The organism is Phosphitispora fastidiosa, assembly GCF_019008365.1.
Taxonomy (GTDB): Bacteria; Bacillota; Thermincolia; order Thermincolales; family UBA2595; genus Phosphitispora; species Phosphitispora fastidiosa.
In genome coordinates this window covers 1-21,063 of sequence record NZ_JAHHUL010000017.1, presented here as the reverse complement: position 1 = coordinate 21,063, position 21,063 = coordinate 1, and the positions used below count along the sequence as shown (strand labels likewise).

Sequence of the window (21,063 nt, the reverse complement as noted above, 5' to 3'; positions counted from 1 at the left end):
GTGCTGAAAATAAGAGTTAAAGGCCGGCACCTGACCATTTTTGCAGGCTTTACCCTGCTGGCTGCAGTTTTCCTTTATACAGCCCTTCCGGGGATTCTTTACCGGGCTGCAGACGCTGCGGCTGATGAAGTACAAACCGAAAGAATATACAGCCTGCTGATAGACTGGTTTCCCTCAAGTGACGCAGCGGCAAAGGCCCTTTATTTTTCTGCGGAAAAGAGCGTTCACAACCTAAGCGTCGGCGGTGACCCGGGTATGGTCTACTTTTTTAACGGCTCTACCGGCATGGGAGGCATTCAGGGGACAGCAATTGATATTGCGGAAGCTGTAGAGAGGTTAGAGACCATCAGGAAACATTTCTCCTCATCCCCATGGAACAAGCATGCTCTGGGAAAACTGGGTATCGCCTATTACATGCTTGGCAAACACAACATGGCTGTTGATTATCTTAGGGCTTCCATAGAAGAATCCGGAGCCGATGCAGTGGAGAGTACCAGGCTCCTGATAAAAATATACCTTGAACAGGGAGATTACCCAAAAGCCCTGCAGCTTGCTGACCGCAGCCTGGCTGAAAAACCGGGCTTTAATCCTCTGGAAATCATGCTGCTCAGGGGCCGGGCTCTGATAGGCCTGCAGCAGTGGGAAGAAGCACGGCAGGTCTTCAGGGAACTGCCGGGAGAAGCAGCTAAAATATATGGGAATGCACCTGATGGTGAGAAACAGGAGTCGGTTTCATTAAATATTGGCGATTATGAAAAAAAGGCCCGGGGATATCTGGCCCAAATTGACCGGCTGGAGAAAAGCGGCGCTCTGACAGGAACTGTGGCAGGCACGGTGCTGGTGGGTGGAAAACCGGTTTCCGGGGTACATGTGTTTCTCATTGACAGGGATGTGGATGAGGATTACTATACCGGCTTTACCGGGGATCTGCGGAAAAGCATCACCGGGGAAACGGGTGAATACCGGTTTAATGACCTTGCTCCGGGCCGTTATGCTCTCGGGGTTGGTGTTCAAATCAGGGATGTTGAGGGTTATACCTTGCAGTCATCAGCGGATACAGGATTTACCATTGAAGCGGCAGAGACAGAGGTGCGGAACATTGATTTCGTACCCACTGTTAAGCTTGTTTTACCTAAGGCCGGAACTGCAGTTGATGAAAAAGCAACCTTTAGCTGGACTCCGGCCCAGAGGGCGGTGTCCTATGAGCTGTTTATGGGGCCTGTAAAGAGAGATGAAAAAGGAAATATCAGCGCAGCCTATACAACTGTCTTAAAATCAGGAATCACCCAAAACACTATAACTGTCAACATTAAAGAGGAACGCCGGAAACTGCGGTTTGGTGGTGGAATTGCCTACAGTGGCAAAATTGAACCGGAATCTGTTTTTGGACTGCTGCGGCCGGGAGCAGAATACACTTGGGGAATCTATGCTTATGACGCTGAGGGCAGGCGGATATCCGACAGCTCAGGGGTGGCATTTTATAAAAGTAAAAAAGACATTCCGATCTTCAGAGTAAATGGCAGTATTGGGGAAGGTGATAGACTGCTTCTGGAGAACAGGCATGAAGAGGCTGTCAAGGAATATGAAAAACAGATTCAGCAAAATCCCGGGGATGTCCATGCTTTGACTATGCTGGCCCGTCTGTACCAATATGGGATTACATGGGGACAAAGTGACCTTCAAAAAGCAGCGGGGTATTATGAAAGGTTGTTAGCGGTGGAGAACACTCCAGAAGTAAGAAACGTTCTGGCACAAGTATACTTTGACGGTGGGCAGCTGCAAAAGGCAGAAACATTGTTTAAGTCTCTGGAAGGCACCTCTGAGGATTCCTGGCTGGCACGGTATAATCTGGGGCGGATTACCTACCTTAAGGGGCATCCTGCTCACGCCCTGGAACTAATGGAACAGGTTGTGGAAATGGAGCACGGTATTTATGTCAGGGCATATCCTGTAAGCCTGGCACTGGTCCTGAACCGGACGGAACAGGCATTGTCTTTTGCCGGGAGAGTAGATGAAGGGGGTAATTACCTGGGCCTGCTGCAGCGTTATGCTGCAAAGGGTTACCGGGTAAGGCCCGAAGCAGCGGCAGCCATCAGTGCGGGTGATTACCGGCGGGCACAGTCCCTATTGGCCACTGATAACCAACATGACCTCTTTGTGAAGGAGCTTTTAGGTTACCTGGCCAACCATGGCGGGGTGAAGGAACTGCGCAGTGCTGACGGGATTGAGGACCCCCTGCTGGCAGGACTGCTGGAGAAGATGCTGGGAATCAGGGTGACTGCTTATTCTGGGTAAGGATTGAAACGCGGGGGATAATAAAATATGCTGCCGCCAAAATGCGGCAGCAGCAGATTCCGGGTTCCCAAACCCTATCCACATGGAACTGCTATTTAACTGCAAAAGAGAGGAATCATTACTATGAAGGCACAGGCAAAACGGGTTTTAATACTGGTATTCGGATGGCTTTTTATAATATTTGGGGTTGCCGGGCTGTTTCTGCCATTTTTACAAGGGATATTTTTTTTGCTGGTTGGTTTCTACCTGCTCTCACATGAGTCCCAGTGGGCAAAAAAACAGTTTGACAAGTTGAAACAGCGCTACCCTGGATTGTACGGCAGGTTTATGAACCTTAAGACATGGTTCCAAGACAAATTCCGGGAATTATTCAGGAAAAGGATCTGAAGCGTTTTCCTCAGCATATCTGATGACTCGCGCCAGGAGCTGTTCTTTTTTTGCATTAATGTCATGGAAGTTCATGGCGGGGGCGTAGTATGATTCCATCAGGTCGTGTTCTGTTTTAGCCTGGTTAAGTCTTTTTACAGCCCTGTTAAAGGCAGCTTCAAACCTCGTTCTGCATCCGGTGATTTCATCAGCAAAGTTGTTCAAGGCTTCTGTATCCAGAAAAGCTGAGAGATTAATTTCTTTGGAAACTTCAAGGTTGGGCAGGCAGTTGGGGTCAAAGTATACCGGCGCCGATAAATTGGCAATTGCCACCGAGAGTCTGGGTAGCACCAGAACATCGATGTTCTGAGGGACCAGGGAACAATGATATTGCTCGGTATCAAGTCCCAGAGAGGCCGCCTGAGCGGCCAGTTTAGCAAGCAGTGCAGCCTTGCCGCTGCCCGGTTCACCTTTGATTGTATAGAGTTTACGCGTGTCCTGCAGTATAGTATCGTGGTAATTTACCGACCCATCTGGAGTAATGGCGCTGGCAAAGAGATGCCGGGCCTTGGGAGGGCGGGTAAAATCAGGTTTTACAGCAGAAAAGATTTCTTCCGAAATCTGAAGGGTTACTTCATTAACCCGGGTAAAATCGACTGCCTCAGTTATATAGCTTTCCCACTCGTCACGGATTACTTTTGCCTCCTTAAGGGCAAAATAGGCCATTTGAAAGCAGCGCCCGACCCGGCGGTTTGTTTCCAGTATGGCAGGCTTGTTTTGCCTCAGCAGGGTTTCGTCCCAGAAGTCACCGAGATGGACAATCTCGTCAACTGCCCCCGGATTTTTAGGGTCAACCACATGGGGTGCAGTCCCGTCCAGCATGGCTACCCCGATTTCCGGAATACACACCCCGTCAAGGGACCCATTGTCAGAGGAGCAGCAGTGGAATTCGACGTCATAACCCATGTCAAGCATTGTTTCCCCGATTGAACGCATCAGGGTTGATTTTCCCACACCGGGGCCGCCTTTGATGATGAAAATACGGTTGGCATCAGGTCTGATGATGTTATCATAGTAAGAATAGAACCCCTGTGAAGTGTTCCCGCCCGGGAGCATCTTTTTAAGTTTACCTTTGGTCAAGTTTGTCAACCTCCTTTAATTAGCAGGGTGATATATCATATGACATGCCGGTGGATATTGACACACAGGGAGTACTTTTTTAAGGAGTTTTAACAGAACTGGAAAGGAACCTTTTGGGAACTCAGGATGGCAATGAAACGGTTGTTGAAACCAGGACAATGTTGATTGAGAAGTTTAAGCCCGAGATAATTAGTATGGGTGATGATGGGGCAAAGGGCATGTTCACACTGCGGCAGGCGGGGGCATACACAATTGCCCAGAGCAAAGAAACCTCCGTTATTTTTGGGATGCCCAAAAGAGCTATTGAGATAGAACCTAAAAAAATAGTACGGACAGGGGTGGATGTATTCCTAGACACATCCACCCCTGCTTTAATTCCACTCAATTTTTTTTATTAAGATTTCTTCTACATTATGGAAGGGAAAGCCGTTTTCCCCGGCGAATAAGAAAATATAAATAATTTGACGAAATATGTAGATAAATAAAAATATTTGACAGTAAGGAGAATTTTATGGGGTTGCCAGAAATAATCAGCTTAGACAAAGACAAATGCCAGCACTGTTTGGCTTGCTTACTCGTATGTCCGGTAAAGCTCTGTAATGTTGTGGAACCGGATGGAATCTCAGTTAATCCAGACCTCTGCATTGGCTGTGGCGAATGCATCCGCGCCTGCAGAGAAAAGGGACATAATGCCAGGTCAGGAATCGATGATTTCCCGGAATTCTTACAGGATAGCCAGGCGGGAGTTCCGCTGGGAGTACTTGTTGCCCCTGCTGCGGCAGTAAATTATGACGGACTGCTGCCGAGGTTGATTACCTCTTTACGGGAATTGGGAGTTAAATATGTGTTTGATGTGAGTTTCGGAGCGGAAATTGCAGCTTACCAGTATCTAAAACTGGTTAAGTCAGGAACTCAAACCCCCTTAATTGCCCAACCCTGCCCTGCTGTTGTCAGTTGTATAGAAATTTACCATACAGATTTAATTCCTTACCTTGCTCCTACTGATTCGCCGGCTTTAGCTGCTGCCAAATGGGTCAAAAGTCAATCAATGTACAGGAATCTTAAGCTGGCTTTTTTAGGTCCCTGTTTTGCCAAGCGGAGAGAGGTACATGATCCTAATACCCGGGGAATAGTTTCATATAATATTACTTACCAGTCCCTGGATAAATATTTCAATGAGCAGGGCATTTCCTTAGAGAACCTGGAACCATCCGGATTTGACTCACCTGAAGCGGAACGGGCGGTGGTTTTTTCGCAGCCCGGAGGACTAACCGAGACCTTTCGCCGTTTTGGTGTCCCCTTTAAAAAGGCTGATGTTCCCCGGATTGAGGGACCTCAAGAGGTTTATTTAAACTACCTGCCTGAACTTGAGAATGACATCAGGGATGGCAGGGCGCCGCTTTTGGTTGACATTCTTAATTGCCAGCATGGGTGTAATATCGGTCCGGCTGTAACGCACCGTCACACTCATTTTCAGGTTGACCGGATTATGGACAGGCGCAGAGAAGAGCAGATAAAAAAGCATAATGCTGCCGATGAACCCAACCCGGGTCTGTTCGAGGAACAATACAAATTAATTGATGATGAAAAAATTGACTTTTCCAGAGCATATTCCGATAACTCCTCAAACAGATACTTGCGTGAGCCTTCCAAGGAAGAAGAGGAATTGACCTGGGAGCGGATGCACAAGCTTACCGAGGAGGAGCGCAGTATTAATTGTGCCTCATGTGGTTATGGGAATTGCCGGAGTATGATGACAGCAATTGTAAACGGCCTCAACCACGTGGAAAGCTGTAAGTACTACCTGTTTAAGGAAAATGAAATAAACCTGAATAAGGTGGAAGTTCAAGCGGAAGAGATCCAGAAGTCCAGAGATGAGATAGCTGCCTGGAATGAAGTGTTGGAAAGAAAAGTAGCTGAAAGGACTGTGGCTGTTAGAAACCTGTTAAATAATGCCGGACAGGGCTTCCTGACAGTTGGGCCGGACCTGTGCGTAAATCATGAATATAGTTCTGAGTGCAGAAGAATCTTCGAACGGGAAATCGCGGGGATCAGATTCGCGGAGTTGATTTCTCCACAGAATGAAGAGAATAAGGAATTTATTGAGTCCCTTCTTATAGAAATTTTTAATCAGGAAAGTGACGACATGGTGGCAGATCTTTACCTGCCGCTGCTGCCTGAAAAAATAGAAATCGGCAGCAAGCATATTGAAGCCGAATATAAAATTATAAATGATACCACAGCAAAATCCAAAACGTGTATGGCGATTTTAACAGATGTTACCGATAAGCGGCTGTTAGAGAACCAAATGGAGAATGAAAGAAATACCCTGAAGATGGTTGTGAAGGTGGTAGTAAGTTATAATGATTTTATTCAAACGGTAAAAGAATACCGGTATTTCTGTGACACCCTGTTACATGAGATTATTAACAGCGAGAAATCTCTGGAAAAGAAAATTGCAGAGATTTTCAGATATGTTCATACATATAAAGGTAACTTCAGCCAGTTTTATATGACAGGTGTTACAGAGCTATTACATGACTTTGAGAGTAATATTGCAGCATTTGGTAAGCAGCTTGTTTCGGAGATGGGTAATGACGATTTGAACCGTTTTGTTCAGGAATTCGATATAAAATCCTGGCTCACCGAAGATATCAAACGATTAGAAGACGTCCTCGGTCCCGAATTCTTATCCAGTGAAGATATGTTGACAATCAGCAAGTCAAAACTTATCGAACTGGAGAAAAAGGTGGAATCTATTCTGCCCCCAACTGAATGCAGAATACTTGTGGTGGAACTAAGGAAGTTAAGATACAGGCCTTTTGATGCACTCCTGGAATCCTATCAGGATTATGTAATCAAATTAGCCGAGCGTTATCAAAAAGAGATTTATCCGGTTGAGTTGGAGGCCGAACCGGTTTTTGTGGACCCGGAAAGATATAATGATTTTATCCGAAGCCTGGTGCACGTCTTCCGCAATGCCGTCGATCATGGTATAGAAACAATGGATGAACGGATAGAATCCGGGAAATCTGAGTACGGCAGGATTAAATGCCATATCTGCCAACGGGACAGCAAGATTTTTCTAACAGTTGCAGATGATGGGAGAGGTATTGATAGTAATAAACTAAGAAGCAAAATAGTTGCAAAAGGCTTTTTAGGTCAGGGAGAAGCTGCCGGTATTTCGGAAGCGGAAATTGTAAATTTCATTTTTAAAGACTCCTTTTCTACCAAGGACCAGGTTACGGACGTATCAGGACGGGGTGTTGGCCTTGGCGCGGTAAAAGGGGAATTGGAGAAACTTGGCGGGTCAGTTGAAGTTAAGACCTGTCCCGGCCAGGGCACCGAATTCATATTTGCTATTCCTATGGAAAACGAACAATTCTGGGGATTGGCTGCATCCGAAATTATGAAACCCCTTATTGAAACAACAAGCAATTATCTAAGGAACCACGTTAATCTGGAAATGGATGCCACTGAATATTTTGATGTCAGCACACCGGAAAGGGTATTGCTTTACAAGTTCACGGCTTATATTACAATAAAAGGCGCTATAGAGGGGTTATTTGTTATCAGTATGGAAGAGGAAGTATTAAGAATGGTGGTCAGAAAGTTTATCCTGGAAGACCTGAACAGGGACGAGGAAGCGGAATACATGGAAGATGTGCTGGCGGAATGCACCAACACGATATTGGGCAATTCCCTGAAATCCTTCCCCGGCCTCCAGGAAATGATTGTAATTGACACCCCCGTATCTATTTTTTCAAGAGATGCCCTGGTCAAATATCAGGAATCCATGATTTCAACGTGCAATATTGAAACACGTGCAGGGAAGCTCTGCCTTAATATTGTGGTTCCCCGGCAGCCGGAAAAACATACCGGTAATTAGTTAATTTCTTGGAGGTGTAAAAATGGCCCGTATTTTAGTAGTTGACGATTCTGCCGTAATGCGAAGAAACATTATCCACACATTAACCCATGCAGGTCACGAAATTGTCGCTCAGGCTTCTGATGGGGGACAGGCCTATAATCTATATAAGACCAACTCCCCTGATCTGGTAACAATGGATATAAATATGCCTGAAGTCAATGGGCTTGAAGCGGTAAAACGTATCATAGCAGATTTTCCTAAAGCGAAAATAATAATGGTCAGTGCGCTGGATCAAAAACATATGGTGTTGGATGCTTTAAAGTGTGGAGCTAAGCATTATATTATTAAACCCATTAATCCGGAAAATCTTGTTGCGGTTGTTAATAAGATTTTGGGGATTGTACCTCAGCCTGCCGTCAAAGCGGAACTGCCCAAAAAGCCGGAATCAACAACAGCAGCTCCTGAAACAAGGACATCGCCCGTTGAGGAAGAACCCCAAAGCCCCTTTATAGTTAAAAACGTTGATGCAACATTCCACATTAGACTCACAAAGCTTTTGTCAATGGACAATATAGGGTCACTTGTTCAGGCAATCCAGGGGCTTCTTTATGTGCAGCCCTTAAGTGTGGCTGTTAATTTTGGCAGAGTGGAGACATTTCCCGAGGAGTTACTTAATAAAATTGCCGAAATTAATAACCTCATAATTGGGGCAAATGGCAAATTAACTGTAACCTCTCAGAATAAAGAATTTATCAATTGGGTTAGAGAAAAGCATATCAGTGGATTATCTGAATTATTTATTGGCTAACTTATAATCAGGATTTCTCACAGATGTCCGTTAATTAAACTATAACAACAGCCGGTCTGAAAAGGGACCGGTTGTTGTTATTTTGAAAAAGCCACAGATAAACAGTTCATTTTAACAGGATATTCATACAAATGGGTGTACTAAAACTTGGCAGCAGGTCTTGATATGTTATACTAATTATATATGTTTTATGGGAATCGTTTTCGATACTATTGATTACTAAGAAAATATGGTCGATATCGTTTCTGGGGATGATGATAATGGTGTTGAAGTGTAAACAAATAAACCTGGGTTTAAAAGTAACAATTGGAGCAACGGGGGTTATCCTGTTACTTGGGGCAGTTTCCGGTTTACAACAGAAGTGGGTTTTATCAGGTGTTATAGTATGGTTTTTTGGCTGGCTTAATGTATACTGGCTAACCCAACATGTTACCGGGCCTCTGACGGAATTGGCAGCAGCCATGAAAACTTTAGCCCATGGTGATTCCCACAATACCAGGGCATTAACTTCCCATGTATTTGAGGTGCGGGAATTAATTGCAGCTTTCAATTCCCTGAGATTAGATATACAGAAAATCAGTTCTGAAGCTGAATTTATTGATATGAAAAGAAAAAAGATACTGGGTAAAATTATGAATGTTCAGGAGGAAGAGAGGAAAAAGATATCCAGGGAACTCCATGATCAGGTAGGCCAATACCTGACGGCAATGAATCTGGAACTGCGGGTTATTGATGACTTAACAGGGTTAAAAAAGGTCAGGGAACGTACTCAAAATATTAGAGACATGATTGACCGCACTCAGAAATATATTAAAAATCTAATTTGGGAACTTCGGCCCAGCTCATTGGATGATATTGGGCTGGAAGCCGCCATTACCAGGCATCTGCTTTCACCACTTAACAGAGCCGGAATAAATGCCGATATACAGGCCTACGCCATGGAAGGCGTAGTTTTGCCCCCGGAGGTTAGTACCTGTGCCTTCAGGGTTGCTCAGGAATCTGTAAATAATGCCGTTAAGCATGGAATAGCCAATAATATCAGTATAGTCCTGTTAAAACATGCCCGGTATTTTTCGCTAGTAATTGAAGATGACGGAAAAGGTTTTGAGGTTGATGAAGTTCTGAATAATGCTGTATATAGTAGAAAATTTGGACTTTTGGGGATGGAAGAGAGGGCTTTATTGGTCAATGGGCAGTTGATTATTGAGTCTGAGCCGGGTAATGGAACCACCATCTATTTAAAGATACCGCTAAATGGGGAGGAAGTAAACGGTGAAAATAAAGGTGTTACTGGCTGATGATCATAATGTGTTAAGAACAGGTTTACGCCTCCTGATTAACTCCCAGGAAGATATGGCAGTCATCGGTGAGGTCGGTGACGGTAAGGAAGTGGTCCATGCCGTGGTTTCTTTAAAGCCGGATGTACTTCTGTTGGACCTGTCATTTCCGGGCTGTGATGGAATTGAAGTGATCAAAGAATTAAGGGCACGAGGGCAGCAAACCTGTATTCTTATTCTCACTATGCATGAAGAAGAGACGTATTTGAAAAAGGCCATTGAGGCCGGAGCGCATGGGTATATTGTAAAAAAGGCAACAGATACGACACTTATCAGTTCTATTAAAGAAGTAGCCAGGGGAGGGCGGGTAATTGACCCTGTAATGGCAGGAGCCCTTTTATCCAGGGTTTGGTCCCCGGAACCTGTTTTTCACCAAAACTCCTCCTTGAAGCTCAGTGAACGTGAAACAGAGGTATTAAGATTAATCGCTCTGGGGTATTCTAACTTAGAAATAGCCGAAGAACTGGTTATTAGCAGTAAAACTGTAGAATCCCATAAGGCCAGTATCAGGTCCAAGCTTGGAGTTCAGAAACGATCTGAATTGGTACGGTATGCGATGGGAAATAAAATAATATAATAGTGAGAAATTGCTTACTAAAAGCTAACCTCTAATCAGGGATTATCCCTGATTAGAGGTTAGCTTTTTTGCGGGTTTTTGCAGCAAAAAATAATTAAAAAGCCCGATGTGGTGGAGTGGCAGCAAGTGGTAAAATAAGGATAGAACTGAAAAATTTGTCGAAATGTAAAAGATTATGCAAAAAAGAAAAAGCGGAAGGTGAAATAAGTGGAAAAAACCAGGGTTTTCTTGGTTGATGACCATGAGGTGCTATTAGCCGGCCTGACATATATTATTAACAGCCAACCTGACATGGAAGTAGTTGGTGTGGCCTTAGATGCTAATTATGCAGTCAATGCCGTCGCCGCTATGCTTCCTGATATATTGTTACTTGACATAAGTTTGCCGGATCTTAGTGGATTGCATGTAATTGATACTTTAAAGGAACGTGCCCATAAAACAAAAATAATCATGCTGACTATGTATGATGATGAGGGATACCTGAGCGAAGCTATCAGAAGAGGTGCCGCAGGCTTTATATTAAAACAGTCGCCACAGACCGAGGTTATCAACGCAGTCAGGAATGTTGTCAATGGGATGACATATATTGACCCTGTTTTAGCCGGAAATTTAGTTTGCGATTTTTGGCAGAAAGCAAGTGGCGGCCCGGCCCGTTTAGAACTTACCAGACGGGAAGTTGATGTCCTCAGGCTGCTTGCTCTGGGTTATTCCAATAAAGAGACAGCAGATGAACTTGTTGTAAGTGTGAAAACTATCCAAAGCCACAGAGCCAATATTAAGGCCAAACTGAACCTGAGGAGCAGGGCTCAGCTGGTCTGTTATGCCAAAGACAGGAGGATTATATAGAAGAGGACTTTTGGGGGGATAAATGTTATGAATAAAACTGTGAGCTGGCAAACCAACCAGATACAAAATCTGAGGGATGCCGGTGAAATCAGTAAGTACCTGAGTTTTCCCGGGGGGAATGCCAATATTAAGCATATACTCTGCCGGGCAGCCCTGAATGACCTGGAGGTGGATGCCGGCATGATATTTATAGATACGGGGCAGGGCTTTAACCCTGAAGCGGTATTAAATCTTCCCCAGCTTACTGAAAAAATGCCGGGTAGCCCGGGCTGCCATGAGGTACTGGAAGACCTGGCTTTCAGGGATAAACATTTTGTTTTACATACCAAAAGAGAAATTAACAGTTTTATAAAATCCCCTCTGAAAGAGATAATAAATGGATATGAGTCTGCCCTGGTTCATTTTTCGCAGCGAAAGTCTATCCGCCAGGCAGTAATAAGCTTATCTGAAGCACCTGGGTATTTTAATAAAAAGAGGATAGATTTCTCAATAAAAGCATTTGAAAAAACCCTATTTGCCTTGGACAGGTATAAGAATAGTGAATTGATCCTTGATGAAAATATTGTTGATGAAGAATACAGCCTTTTTGCCCCGGTTTGCGCTTTATTGTCCAGACTATTCCGGGCAGAGAAGTCTATCATTGCTTTGCTTGGTCAACAAAACCAATATATTGTCAAGGGCTTTTTTGGGGACAGTAAGCCTTTATGGGGAACTATATTGGAGGCAGCTGATGGACACTCCATTAAGGATATTAGCGGACTAAATTATAAGAACATGCTTTGTGTTCCCATTAATTGTGACAATAGCCACCAGGGTTTTCTCAGTGTTATGAATAAATTTGATGAGGATTTTGCTGACTTTATGGACTTTGATTCAGAAGACTACCTCCTGTTGACCTTATTGGCCGGCCAGCTTGGCCTGTTAGTGGAAAACAGGTCGCTTTTCAGGATGCAGAGAGAGTCCCTTGAGACGACTATCCATTCCCTGGTCCAGGCATTGGATGCCAGGGACCCTTATACTAAAGGACACTCTGAACAGGTCTCCCAGCTTGCTATAATGATTGCCAAAGAGTTAAGTTTACCGGCAGAGGAAATTGAGGATATCAGGTTAGCAGGGTTGCTCCACGATATCGGGAAAATAGGTATTCCGGAAAAAATATTAAATAAGCCGGATAACCTTACCTCAATCGAGTTTAACCAGATAAAGGTTCATCCATATATCAGCGCCCAGATCTTAAAACCCATAGAGTTATTTAAAACCCTGCTGCCTTTTGTTTACCACCACCATGAGCGCTGGGACGGCAAAGGCTATCCTGATGGATTAAAAGGTGAAGCTATTCCGCTAGGAGCCAGGATACTGGCGGTTGCCGATGCCTTTGATGCCATAACGGCAGACCGTGTCTACCGGCCGGGCAAAGATGATAATGCTGCTGTAAATGAGTTGGTTAAGTGGGCAGGCATTCAGTTTGATCCCTTGGTTGTTGACGCTTTACTAACCGGTCTGGAGAAAAAGTTGTTTCAGGATAAAGTGGACTCTGAATGGCAGTTTGATAAATTAAGTAATGTTTTTGAGGATGTTCTGGATGCGGTTACCAGAGGGCGTTTGGTTATTTCGGATGACTGGGATATTACCCGGCTGAGCAATGAAGGGAAAAAACTGGGGGAGGCAGTTGTGAAAGAACCCGGTGATGTTAGGATGGTCCGCCAAGCAGTAAAGGACTGTCTGAAACACAGGGTGCCTGACCCGGAAATCAATAAATTCCTACTGTGTATTTCAGAGGTGGCTACCAATATGGTGAAACATGCTTCCGGAGGTATGCTGGCATGGTATTTGTGTAATGACGGTAAGATCAGGGTAATCGCTGAAGACTCCGGACCGGGTCTAAGCCTGCGGGATTTACCCAAGGCTACCCTTGTCAGAGGGGTGAAAGACAATAAAGCATTAGGATTAGGGTTTACTCTCTTGATGGAATTAATGAACAAAATATATTTAAAAACAGGGGAACATGGTACTACCCTTATCCTGGAGCAGAAACTGGATTCCAGTACCGGCAGCGAAGAGGTACCAACTGCCAATAAAGCAATTTGAGGTGAATACTATGCGGGTGATTCCAGTGGATAAAGTTAAACCCGGAATGATTGTGGAGCGGGCAATAATCGGGTCTACAGGAGAAATCCTCCTTAATAAAGGTGTGCACATTGATGCCCGGTATATCCAGCGGTTAAAGGATATCGGTGTTCCCGCCATATACGTACGGGATGAAAATATTGGCAAAGTGGAATATGACGAAGTAGTTTCTAATCAAACGCGTCTGGAAGCTCTAAGTGTAGCCAGGGATGTGGTGACCAATCTGCGTCTGCGGTCTGATTTTGATATTAGAAGGGTAAATAAAGTCGTCGATGACTTAGTTTCAGAACTGGTTACATCCCGAGACTTGTTAGTTGCACTCATTGATATGCGGGCAGCCAATGATGAAGGCTTCTACCATAGTGTAAATACTACCGTTCTCTCTGTAATCACCGGTTTAGGCATGGGATATAATGACAAACAGCTGAGACAGCTGGCATGTGGGGCTTTATTCCACGACATCGGGGTTATTTTGCTGCCTCCGGAGCTGCTAAAAAAGCCGACACCCCTTTCACCGGAAGAAAATAAACAGATTTTGAAACACCCGGAGCTGGGATTTCAGATTTTAAGAAAAAAGGAGGGGGTCAGCCTGATGTCGGCACATGTAGCCTTACAGCACCATGAAAAATTCGACGGCTCGGGTTACCCCCGGGGCTTGGCCGGGGACGAGATTTGCGAGTATGCCAGGATAGTAGCAGTTACTGCCATATATGACAATTTTGTAGGCCTTGGGTCTAATAAACAACTGGTATTGCCTCATCAGGCCATTCAATACCTCATTAAGTATGGTGGCATCTGGTTTGATCCTGAAATACTGAAGGTGTTTGTGGGAATAATTGCGGTGTTTCCTATCGGTTCTGTGGTCCAATTGAATTCAGGAGTACAGGCTTTGGTTACCAGGGCAAACAAGAATCACCCCTCCCGTCCGGTGGTCCGGGTTTTTAAAAACAGGCTGGGAGCCAGGGTAGCCCCTCCTTTTGAAATAGACCTGGAAGCAAATCCCGAGTATTTCATTCAAACAATTGTTGTCGAAGAACCATAGCGGTATACGAGAGTTCCTGGAAGGGAGGGCTTAAAGCGGAAGGCATAAATAATGAAAGAATCATGTACCTTGTTTGTTCAACATTGTGGCGGGAGAATAGCGAAGCCGGTTTTACGACCCTATGTAGAGAGATATGCAGTGAAATCGGATTGAAATGCTGCAGTATATGGTTAAACGGAGGCAACAGCCGGCATCGGCTGGGTTATTTTGAAGCAGGCTGGAGCATAGATGATTTGACCGTCTCCAATATGGACTATGAAATAAACAAGAGTATTATCTGTAAAAAAGCTCCGGTTTTAGTCAAGACTTTAGGAATTAAGGATCTGGGAAGAGGGGGCGAACCTTCCCTGGATGTAATAGGAATTCCAATATTCAACTGCAATATTGTCACCGGAAGCATTACCTTATACTGTCCCGAGGGGAAAAGTGAAACCTTAACGGAAATACTGCATCATATGGCAACTGAGCTGGCTTTCGGAATTGAACAGTTCAAGAATGCGTTTACGAGCGCCAGGCAAAAAAGCCTGCGTAAAGAAATTGAACTGGCCGGCAGTATTCAGCAAAGTCTTTTGCCCCAAAAGATACCGGAGGTTAAGGGGATAACGCTTTGGGGGCGTGCTGTACCGACACATGAGACCAGTGGTGATTTTTATGATTTTATCATTACCCGGCACCAGAACCTGGGAATTGCTATTGGTGATGTTATGGGGAAGGGGATTCCGGCTGCGCTGTTTACGGCAATTGCCAGGACATTAACCCGTTCTTTTGCCCAGCAGGACATTGCTCCAAATGTGGTCTTGTCAGAGATTAACCGCAGTTTATATCCCGATTTATCGGTAAATGGGATGTTCCTGACCATGTTCTATACATTATATAACCCACTGCAGAAAGCGCTTTTTTATGCTAGTGCGGGACATAATCCTCCTTTAATCCTCAAAGCAGGCTCGGGACAAGTTCAGTTATTAAAGAGCAAAGGATTTTTTGTTGGTGGGCGTCCTGAGCAGTCATATAACATGCAGACAATAAAATTAGGCAGTGGTGATATTGTGCTTTTTTATTCAGATGGCCTGGTTGAAGCTAAAAATATCCAGGGTGAACAGTTCGGTCTTCAGCGGGCGGCAGAATCCCTAAAGGATTATTACTGCCTTGGAGCAGCGGCTTTGGGAGATTTTTTGTCGATGCGCCTGATGGAGCATATCGGTTCATGTGAACAGAGAGATGATATTACACTTATTGTTTTAAAGGTTGAATGAGAGGTGCTTATTTATTGTGGATGGATCTATAACAATTACTGAAGGCAAAGTAACTGTAATTAATCCCCGGCAGGGGGGGAGATATCCCACAATTGAACCATTACATAACCTTACGGTACTGGTTAATGGGGAAACTGTTACAAAAGCTGTTATTGTTGCTGCTGAAGATGATATCAGAATCGAAACCCACAGTCAGGAACCATACTTGGAAATGAGTGTTGAAATTACTGATGACCGGCTTAGTGCTTTCATGGTTGTTAACCGCTGTTTTGGCAGGGAATTCAGGGTAAGAGACTGCCCTTCCTGTCTGCAAGCCAGGGTTGGAACTGTGACGGCGGCGGAGATTCCGCCAAGGAAAATTTCTCCCCGGGAAGTTATGCAATTATTAAAAGAGCGGGGCATTGCCAGTGTAAGTGAACAGGCTGTTTCACGAATCTGTGAATACAATACCGAAGGGGAGCAGAAAGTCCTTATTGCAAGGGGTCGTCCCGCAACGCCAAGCCAAAATGCGGTAATTGAATATACTTTCCTTGAAAAGACGGCTGCCGGCAGTCCACAGGAAAATCCCTTCCAAAAACCTCAGGACCTGTCGGTAGAGGTGGGGCAGGTGTTGGCTGTAAAAACTGAAGCGGTTCAAGGGGCGGGTGGTGTTGATTTATTTGGGGAACCCATTGAACCTGAACCTCCCCAGGATGTTCAGATACTTGCAGGTGACGGTGTCAGACTATTAAAAAACAATACGGTGGCGGTGGCTTCATATGCCGGCAGACCGGTGTTGGATGGACGGCGGCAAAAGGTACTTAAGGTTATCCCGGTGTACACAGTCCCCGGGGATGTAGATGTAAATCTGGGGAACGTTTCCTTTAAAGGGGATATTGTTGTTTGGGGTGATGTACTGGAAGGATTTTCCCTTAAAGCAGGCAGAGATATCATTGTCCATGGTAATGTTATTCAGGCTGTATTATATGCCGGCGGTAATATGAATCTCTTTAAAAATGTAATCAGCAGTGAGCTTAATGCCGGTGGTGCGGCCATTGTCTTGAACAGGCTGCTGCCTCATCTCAAAAAGGTATTTTCCTTAATTTATGGTTTGTTACAGGCTGTTCAGGTGTTGAAAAAGCATCATTCATTTAAGCTTAATGATTTACAGCAGGGTGAAGGCAGACTTTTTCAACTGTTGATTGATATCAAATTTAAGATGCTGCCAAAGTTAATTGAAGAAATATTTGAGATTATTAATTCCAGTAAAGTTTCCCTATCGGCTGAATATATGCGTGACCTGGAATACCTGCAGAAGCTGACAGGCATCAATCCCTCAAGAATTAATAACGGGCAGGAAGTCTTAAATATTTTGAAGACCGTGGAAGGAATACTGCGGAAAATGCAGGAAGATAACAACTTCACAGAACCTTCCCACATAACTGCAGGCTATGTGCAAAATTCGGTTATTAATGCCACCGGTGATATCACGATTACAGGACGCGGGGTCATAATTTCAAAACTGTCAGCAGGAGGGAATATCAACATTAACAACATTAATGCTGTAGTCAGGGGTGGCCGGCTTAGCGCAGCCGGTATAGCAAATGTAAAGGAATTAGGTTCCAATGCAGATGTGATTTGTATTGTTGAGATCAATGAAGGCTCGGTCCTGAAGGCCCAGGTAGTTCATCCGGCAGTAACTGTGAAATCGAGTTTCGGGAAATATCAATTTAACCGGCTGTCCAGAAGTGTCAAAGCATATATTAAACCGGACGGGAAGCTGGAAATTGAAAAATTAAACGCGGATTAAATGGAGGTTAGCTATATGTTAGAGATTGAAACCAGTAACGGAAAATCCCTTATCTGCTTAAAACTATCGGGTGAGCTGGAAATTTCGACAGTTGAACAGCTGCGCCTGTGTGTGGAACGGCTGTGCCTGTGTGTGGAACGGCTGCCTGACGGATTGACCGAAGTTCATTTGGATTTTTTAGGAATCGAATTTGTTGATTCTACCGGTATTGGCACACTTATAAATGTGATGAAAGATTTACGGGAACAGGATATTAAAGTAATGGTAACACGAATTCCCAAAGAAATATATGAAGTATTTGATTTGCTCAGTATCCCTGAGTTAATGGGTGAGGATTCATTTGAGTGTCTTAGCTGAGGAGTTGATGAAAAACATATGAACCGAAAGACTTTAAAAAAGTCTAACAGCTATTTCGCAGTATATACGGGTATTGTTGCATATTTCATATTGGGCTTGGTAATTGTCACACAGTTTATTGCTTATCGGGATATAATGTATAAAAATTTTGTTCGTGATATCGAACTTGAAGCCAGTTTGCTAATACATGTCATAGAAAGTCCGTCAGAAAATAAAGACCTATACCGGAATCTTAATAAGCAATTGAGTAAACAGCTTCAATCAGAGATTAACCACAACAGGGGAAAATACCGGAACATTTTAAATATCGAAATTTCCGGTTTTGATTCCGGAACAGATAGTTTTTACAGTCTGGTATCTGTTGATGTCGGTATGCAGAGAAAACTGACCTGGCCGGAAAGGATTTCTGCCAGGGTGGCTGATTATATTAATCTCGGCACCCGGTCTGTTTGGTATAACGGGCATGGTTATATTGCCCAAGGGTCTTTTGATCATGTGTTAGACGGCAAAAAATACAGGATGAAAATCACCAGTGATGCTAATGGTTATATTCAACAGCAGATTTGGGCAATTTTTGCTTTGGGGCTGCTGTTGGCTGGGGTGGTAGTGGTTTTAGCACTGCAGTACAGGGTTGTAGTCGGTCAGTTAAAGAAGTCCCAGGAAATTTTAGAGTCAGAGCTTGTGGTTACCAAACGGCAAAGAGAAAAGATATTTGCTGTCTACAGAGACGTCATTTACGCGGTCACTCAGGGAAAACTGTCCCTGGTCGGGCGGGAAGAGGTGCGGCAGCATACAGTTGAAGGCGAAAAAGTTTTGGAAATACGGATTAGGACCCAAGAAGATGTTACTTTGGCCAGAAGGGAAGCAAAGCGAATCATAAATTCACTGTATTCTGAATATGAAGGTTCAATGAAAGTACTGCTCTGTATTGCGGAAGCGGCAGCCAATATTATCAAACACGCAGGGGCAGGGGTATTTATTATTAGAAAAGTAAGTGATTACTCAATGAAATTTATATTTGAAGATCAGGGCCCCGGTATGGATTTTGATGTACTTCCTGAAATGATTTTTTATAAGGGTTTTTCCACAAAAATTTCGGCGGGTTGTGGGTTCAGCTTAATTTTCGGTTTTGTAGATAAAATGGTTCTTTTCACATCAAAGTACGGGACAACCCTTATATTTGATGTCGTATTTTCCAACCGGCAGCGTAACAGCCGCCAGGGTGCAGATGTTTCCGTAACAGATAAGCGGGATAAGGGAATATCGGGTTGTGGCACGGAAGTGTCTCTGGAATTTTGAGGCACTTCCTTTTTATTGCCTTTATGTGAGGAAGCTTTGTTCAAATTCCTCCAGGCGCTGTTCAAAGAGGTCAAGGGCTTTATCCACCGGCTCACCGCTTGCCAGGTCAACTCCCGCTTTCCTTAGTGTTTCCAGGGGATAGTCAGAACCCCCGCTTTTCAGGAATTCCACATAACGATCAACAAAGCCTTTGCCTTCTTTTAAGACCATCTCAGAGATGGCAATTGCAGCCGAAAAACCTGTGGCGTATTTATAAACATAAAAGGCCGAGTAAAAGTGGGGGATTCTGGCCCACTCGCCCCGGATGTGGTCATCCAGGACCAGATGGGGGCCATAGTATTCCTCCAGCAGCTTCCCGTAAACCTCACTGAACCGGGCCGGAGTGAGAGGCTCCCCTGCTTCAGCCATAGCATGGATTTTTTGCTCAAACTCGGCAAACAGTATTTGCCGGAATACGGTGGTCCGGAACTGTTCCAGGTTTTTTTCCAGCAAAGCGGCTTTTTCATCAGGCTCAGCCTGGGCCAGCAGGTGGTGGAAGAGCAGCGCCTCATTGACAGTTGAAGCCACCTCTGCCAGCAGAATGGGATAGTGGCTGTAGACATAAGGCTGAGTTTCATTGGTATAATGGCTGTGCAGGGCATGCCCCATTTCATGAGCTATGGTAAATACGTTCTCCATACTGGGCTGGTAATTCAGCAGGACATAGGGATGTATTCCGTAAACTCCCATAGAATAGGCGCCGCTTCTTTTGCCTTTGGTCTCATAGACATCAAGCCAGCGGTTCCGGAAGCCTTTTTCCAGGAGGGCTGTATACTCCTCACCCATCACGGAAAGCCCGTTGATAACTGTCTGCTGGGCCACCTCTATGGTTGGTTTCCAATTGCTCTCACCGGTTAATGGCAAATATAAGTCATAGGCCCGCAGTTCATCAACCCCTAGACGTTTCTTTTTTAGCTCCATATAACGGTGGACTGCCGGTAAATGACGGTGTACAGATTCCAGCAGCCTGTCATAAAAGGAGACCGGGAGGTTGTCGGGGTCCAGGGCTGCTTCCAGGGCAGAGTCATAGCGCCGTACCCGGGCCTGGAACAGGTCTGCTTTGATACTGCTGCTGTAAGTTGCTCCAATGGTATTGGAAGAGGCGGCAAAAGTCTCGTAAAGGGAGTTAAAGGCGTTCTGTCTTACCTCGCGAACCGGATTCTGCATGAAATCTATGAAATTGCCCTGGGTAAGCCGGATTTTTTCCCCGGCTGCTTCTATCTCGGGGAATTCCATATCTGCATTGGTCAGGAGGCTGAAGATGGTTCCGGGCGCCTGTGCCATTTCACCCGTTAAAGCCATTATTTCTTCTTCTTCCGGGGAGCGGAAGTGGTTTCTCTGACGCTGGAGATTCTCCAGGAAGTGGCGGTATTTCTGCAGCCTCCCATCTTCCGCTAAAAAAGACTCGAGTTTTTCCGGGACTAATTCCAGGATTTCCGGCATGATGAAGGAAAGCCTGCTTTCCACCTGGACACTAAGGGCAACAGCCCTGTCAGAGAGTCCCTGGTTGTGCTGGTCAGCCGTATTTTTGTCCCTGTGCAGCATGGCATAAGCAGCTACCCGTTCCAGGATCTCAGAGGTTTTATTCTGCAGGTCAAGGGTGTTATACAGATTCTCTGCTGTATCGGCCACACAGCCGCGGTACTGCTGTATCTGGTCCACATAACCCGGTATGGCCTGAAAGTCCTTTTCCCACAGTTCCTCACTGGGGTAAATATCCTTAAGTTTCCAGAGATACTGCTCCGGAATATTTTTTCTTTCCTGAAATGTCTGGCTGGTTTCGTTCATTAAGATACCTCCGCAGCGTTTTTTCTTTATTATAGTATTTCATACTCAAAATGTGAACCTCCCCCACCTATACTTCGTGTAGAGGATGGGGGCTTCCGGCTAGCTCAGAATGCATGTCTCATCGGCATC

The 21,063-nt window shown here is 44.8% G+C and carries 16 protein-coding genes; 14 read left to right on the top strand and 2 right to left on the bottom strand.

The annotated features are described in order from the left end of the window. Positions 1-2,295, top strand: a complete 2,295-nt coding sequence (locus Ga0451573_RS14365; RefSeq protein WP_231684831.1) for a tetratricopeptide repeat protein — start codon at positions 1-3, stop codon at positions 2,293-2,295. Between the two features lie 123 nt (positions 2,296-2,418). Beyond that, positions 2,419-2,682, top strand: a complete 264-nt coding sequence (locus Ga0451573_RS14360; protein WP_231684830.1) for a PGPGW domain-containing protein — start codon at positions 2,419-2,421, stop codon at positions 2,680-2,682. On the opposite strand, the gene Ga0451573_RS14355 is transcribed toward Ga0451573_RS14360, so the two are convergent. Then, a complete protein-coding gene (locus tag Ga0451573_RS14355) occupies positions 2,662-3,801 on the bottom strand; it encodes a PRK06851 family protein (RefSeq protein ID WP_231684829.1) in 1,140 nt (379 codons plus the stop codon). The two genes, Ga0451573_RS14360 and Ga0451573_RS14355, sit on opposite strands and share 21 nt — an antisense overlap. A gap of 113 nt (positions 3,802-3,914) precedes the next feature. Here Ga0451573_RS14355 and Ga0451573_RS14350 point away from each other — a divergent pair, with 113 nt between their 5' ends. The 12 genes from Ga0451573_RS14350 to Ga0451573_RS14295 all read left to right on the top strand — a co-directional run bounded on the left by Ga0451573_RS14350 (position 3,915) and on the right by Ga0451573_RS14295 (position 19,107). Further along, on the top strand, positions 3,915-4,199 hold the full coding sequence (locus Ga0451573_RS14350) for a chemotaxis protein CheB (RefSeq protein ID WP_231684828.1): 285 nt from the start codon (positions 3,915-3,917) through the stop codon (positions 4,197-4,199). Positions 4,200-4,312: 113 nt separating this feature from the next. Beyond that, positions 4,313-7,690: a [Fe-Fe] hydrogenase large subunit C-terminal domain-containing protein gene (locus tag Ga0451573_RS14345; protein WP_231684827.1), complete on the top strand. Its 3,378-nt coding sequence runs from the start codon at positions 4,313-4,315 to the stop codon at positions 7,688-7,690. Positions 7,691-7,712: 22 nt separating this feature from the next. Then, entirely contained in the window at positions 7,713-8,480 is a 768-nt protein-coding gene (locus Ga0451573_RS14340; RefSeq protein ID WP_231684826.1) for a response regulator, read from the top strand. 260 nt (positions 8,481-8,740) lie between these two features. Continuing rightward, positions 8,741-9,778: a sensor histidine kinase gene (locus tag Ga0451573_RS14335; RefSeq protein WP_231684825.1), complete on the top strand. Its 1,038-nt coding sequence runs from the start codon at positions 8,741-8,743 to the stop codon at positions 9,776-9,778. Next, complete coding sequence (locus Ga0451573_RS14330) at positions 9,753-10,394, top strand: response regulator (RefSeq protein ID WP_231684824.1); 642 nt, start codon at positions 9,753-9,755, stop codon at positions 10,392-10,394. The genes Ga0451573_RS14335 and Ga0451573_RS14330 overlap by 26 nt, the downstream gene beginning before the upstream one ends. A 207-nt stretch (positions 10,395-10,601) precedes the next feature. Next, complete coding sequence (locus Ga0451573_RS14325) at positions 10,602-11,240, top strand: response regulator (protein WP_231684823.1); 639 nt, start codon at positions 10,602-10,604, stop codon at positions 11,238-11,240. A gap of 27 nt (positions 11,241-11,267) precedes the next feature. Next, the gene (locus tag Ga0451573_RS14320) at positions 11,268-13,328 is read left to right on the top strand and encodes an HD domain-containing phosphohydrolase (RefSeq protein ID WP_231684822.1); all 2,061 of its coding nucleotides are present in this window, start codon (positions 11,268-11,270) and stop codon (positions 13,326-13,328) included. Between the two features lie 25 nt (positions 13,329-13,353). Then, positions 13,354-14,409 carry an HD-GYP domain-containing protein gene (locus tag Ga0451573_RS14315; protein ID WP_231684821.1) on the top strand — a complete coding sequence of 352 codons (1,056 nt, stop codon included), beginning with the start codon at positions 13,354-13,356 and terminating at the stop codon, positions 14,407-14,409. A gap of 149 nt (positions 14,410-14,558) precedes the next feature. Next, positions 14,559-15,662: a PP2C family protein-serine/threonine phosphatase gene (locus Ga0451573_RS14310; RefSeq protein ID WP_231684820.1), complete on the top strand. Its 1,104-nt coding sequence runs from the start codon at positions 14,559-14,561 to the stop codon at positions 15,660-15,662. 16 nt (positions 15,663-15,678) lie between these two features. Then, positions 15,679-17,451 (top strand): flagellar assembly protein A, encoded by a 1,773-nt coding sequence (locus Ga0451573_RS14305; protein WP_231684819.1) that lies wholly within the window; start codon positions 15,679-15,681, stop codon positions 17,449-17,451. 15 nt (positions 17,452-17,466) lie between these two features. Further along, complete coding sequence (locus Ga0451573_RS14300) at positions 17,467-17,808, top strand: STAS domain-containing protein (protein WP_231684818.1); 342 nt, start codon at positions 17,467-17,469, stop codon at positions 17,806-17,808. An 18-nt stretch (positions 17,809-17,826) separates the two neighbouring features. Beyond that, entirely contained in the window at positions 17,827-19,107 is a 1,281-nt protein-coding gene (locus tag Ga0451573_RS14295; RefSeq protein ID WP_231684817.1) for an ATP-binding protein, read from the top strand. Between the two features lie 21 nt (positions 19,108-19,128). Here Ga0451573_RS14295 and pepF read toward each other — a convergent pair whose 3' ends face one another. Further along, positions 19,129-20,934: an oligoendopeptidase F gene (gene pepF, locus Ga0451573_RS14290; RefSeq protein ID WP_231684816.1), complete on the bottom strand. Its 1,806-nt coding sequence runs from the start codon at positions 20,932-20,934 to the stop codon at positions 19,129-19,131. Between the last annotated feature and the right edge of the window lie 129 nt (positions 20,935-21,063).

Excerpts from the sequence above, each read along its gene's own strand:
- Ga0451573_RS14300 (WP_231684818.1), top strand. The coding sequence starts at position 17,467 with ATGTTAGAGATTGAAACCAGTAACGGAAAATCCCTTATCTGCTTAAAA.
- Ga0451573_RS14360 (WP_231684830.1), top strand. The coding sequence starts at position 2,419 with ATGAAGGCACAGGCAAAACGGGTTTTAATACTGGTATTCGGATGGCTT.
- pepF (WP_231684816.1), bottom strand. The coding sequence starts at position 20,934 with ATGAACGAAACCAGCCAGACATTTCAGGAAAGAAAAAATATTCCGGAG.
- Ga0451573_RS14295 (WP_231684817.1), top strand. The coding sequence starts at position 17,827 with ATGAACCGAAAGACTTTAAAAAAGTCTAACAGCTATTTCGCAGTATAT.
- Ga0451573_RS14335 (WP_231684825.1), top strand. The coding sequence starts at position 8,741 with ATGGTGTTGAAGTGTAAACAAATAAACCTGGGTTTAAAAGTAACAATT.
- Ga0451573_RS14345 (WP_231684827.1), top strand. The coding sequence starts at position 4,313 with ATGGGGTTGCCAGAAATAATCAGCTTAGACAAAGACAAATGCCAGCAC.
- Ga0451573_RS14320 (WP_231684822.1), top strand. The coding sequence starts at position 11,268 with ATGAATAAAACTGTGAGCTGGCAAACCAACCAGATACAAAATCTGAGG.
- Ga0451573_RS14340 (WP_231684826.1), top strand. The coding sequence starts at position 7,713 with ATGGCCCGTATTTTAGTAGTTGACGATTCTGCCGTAATGCGAAGAAAC.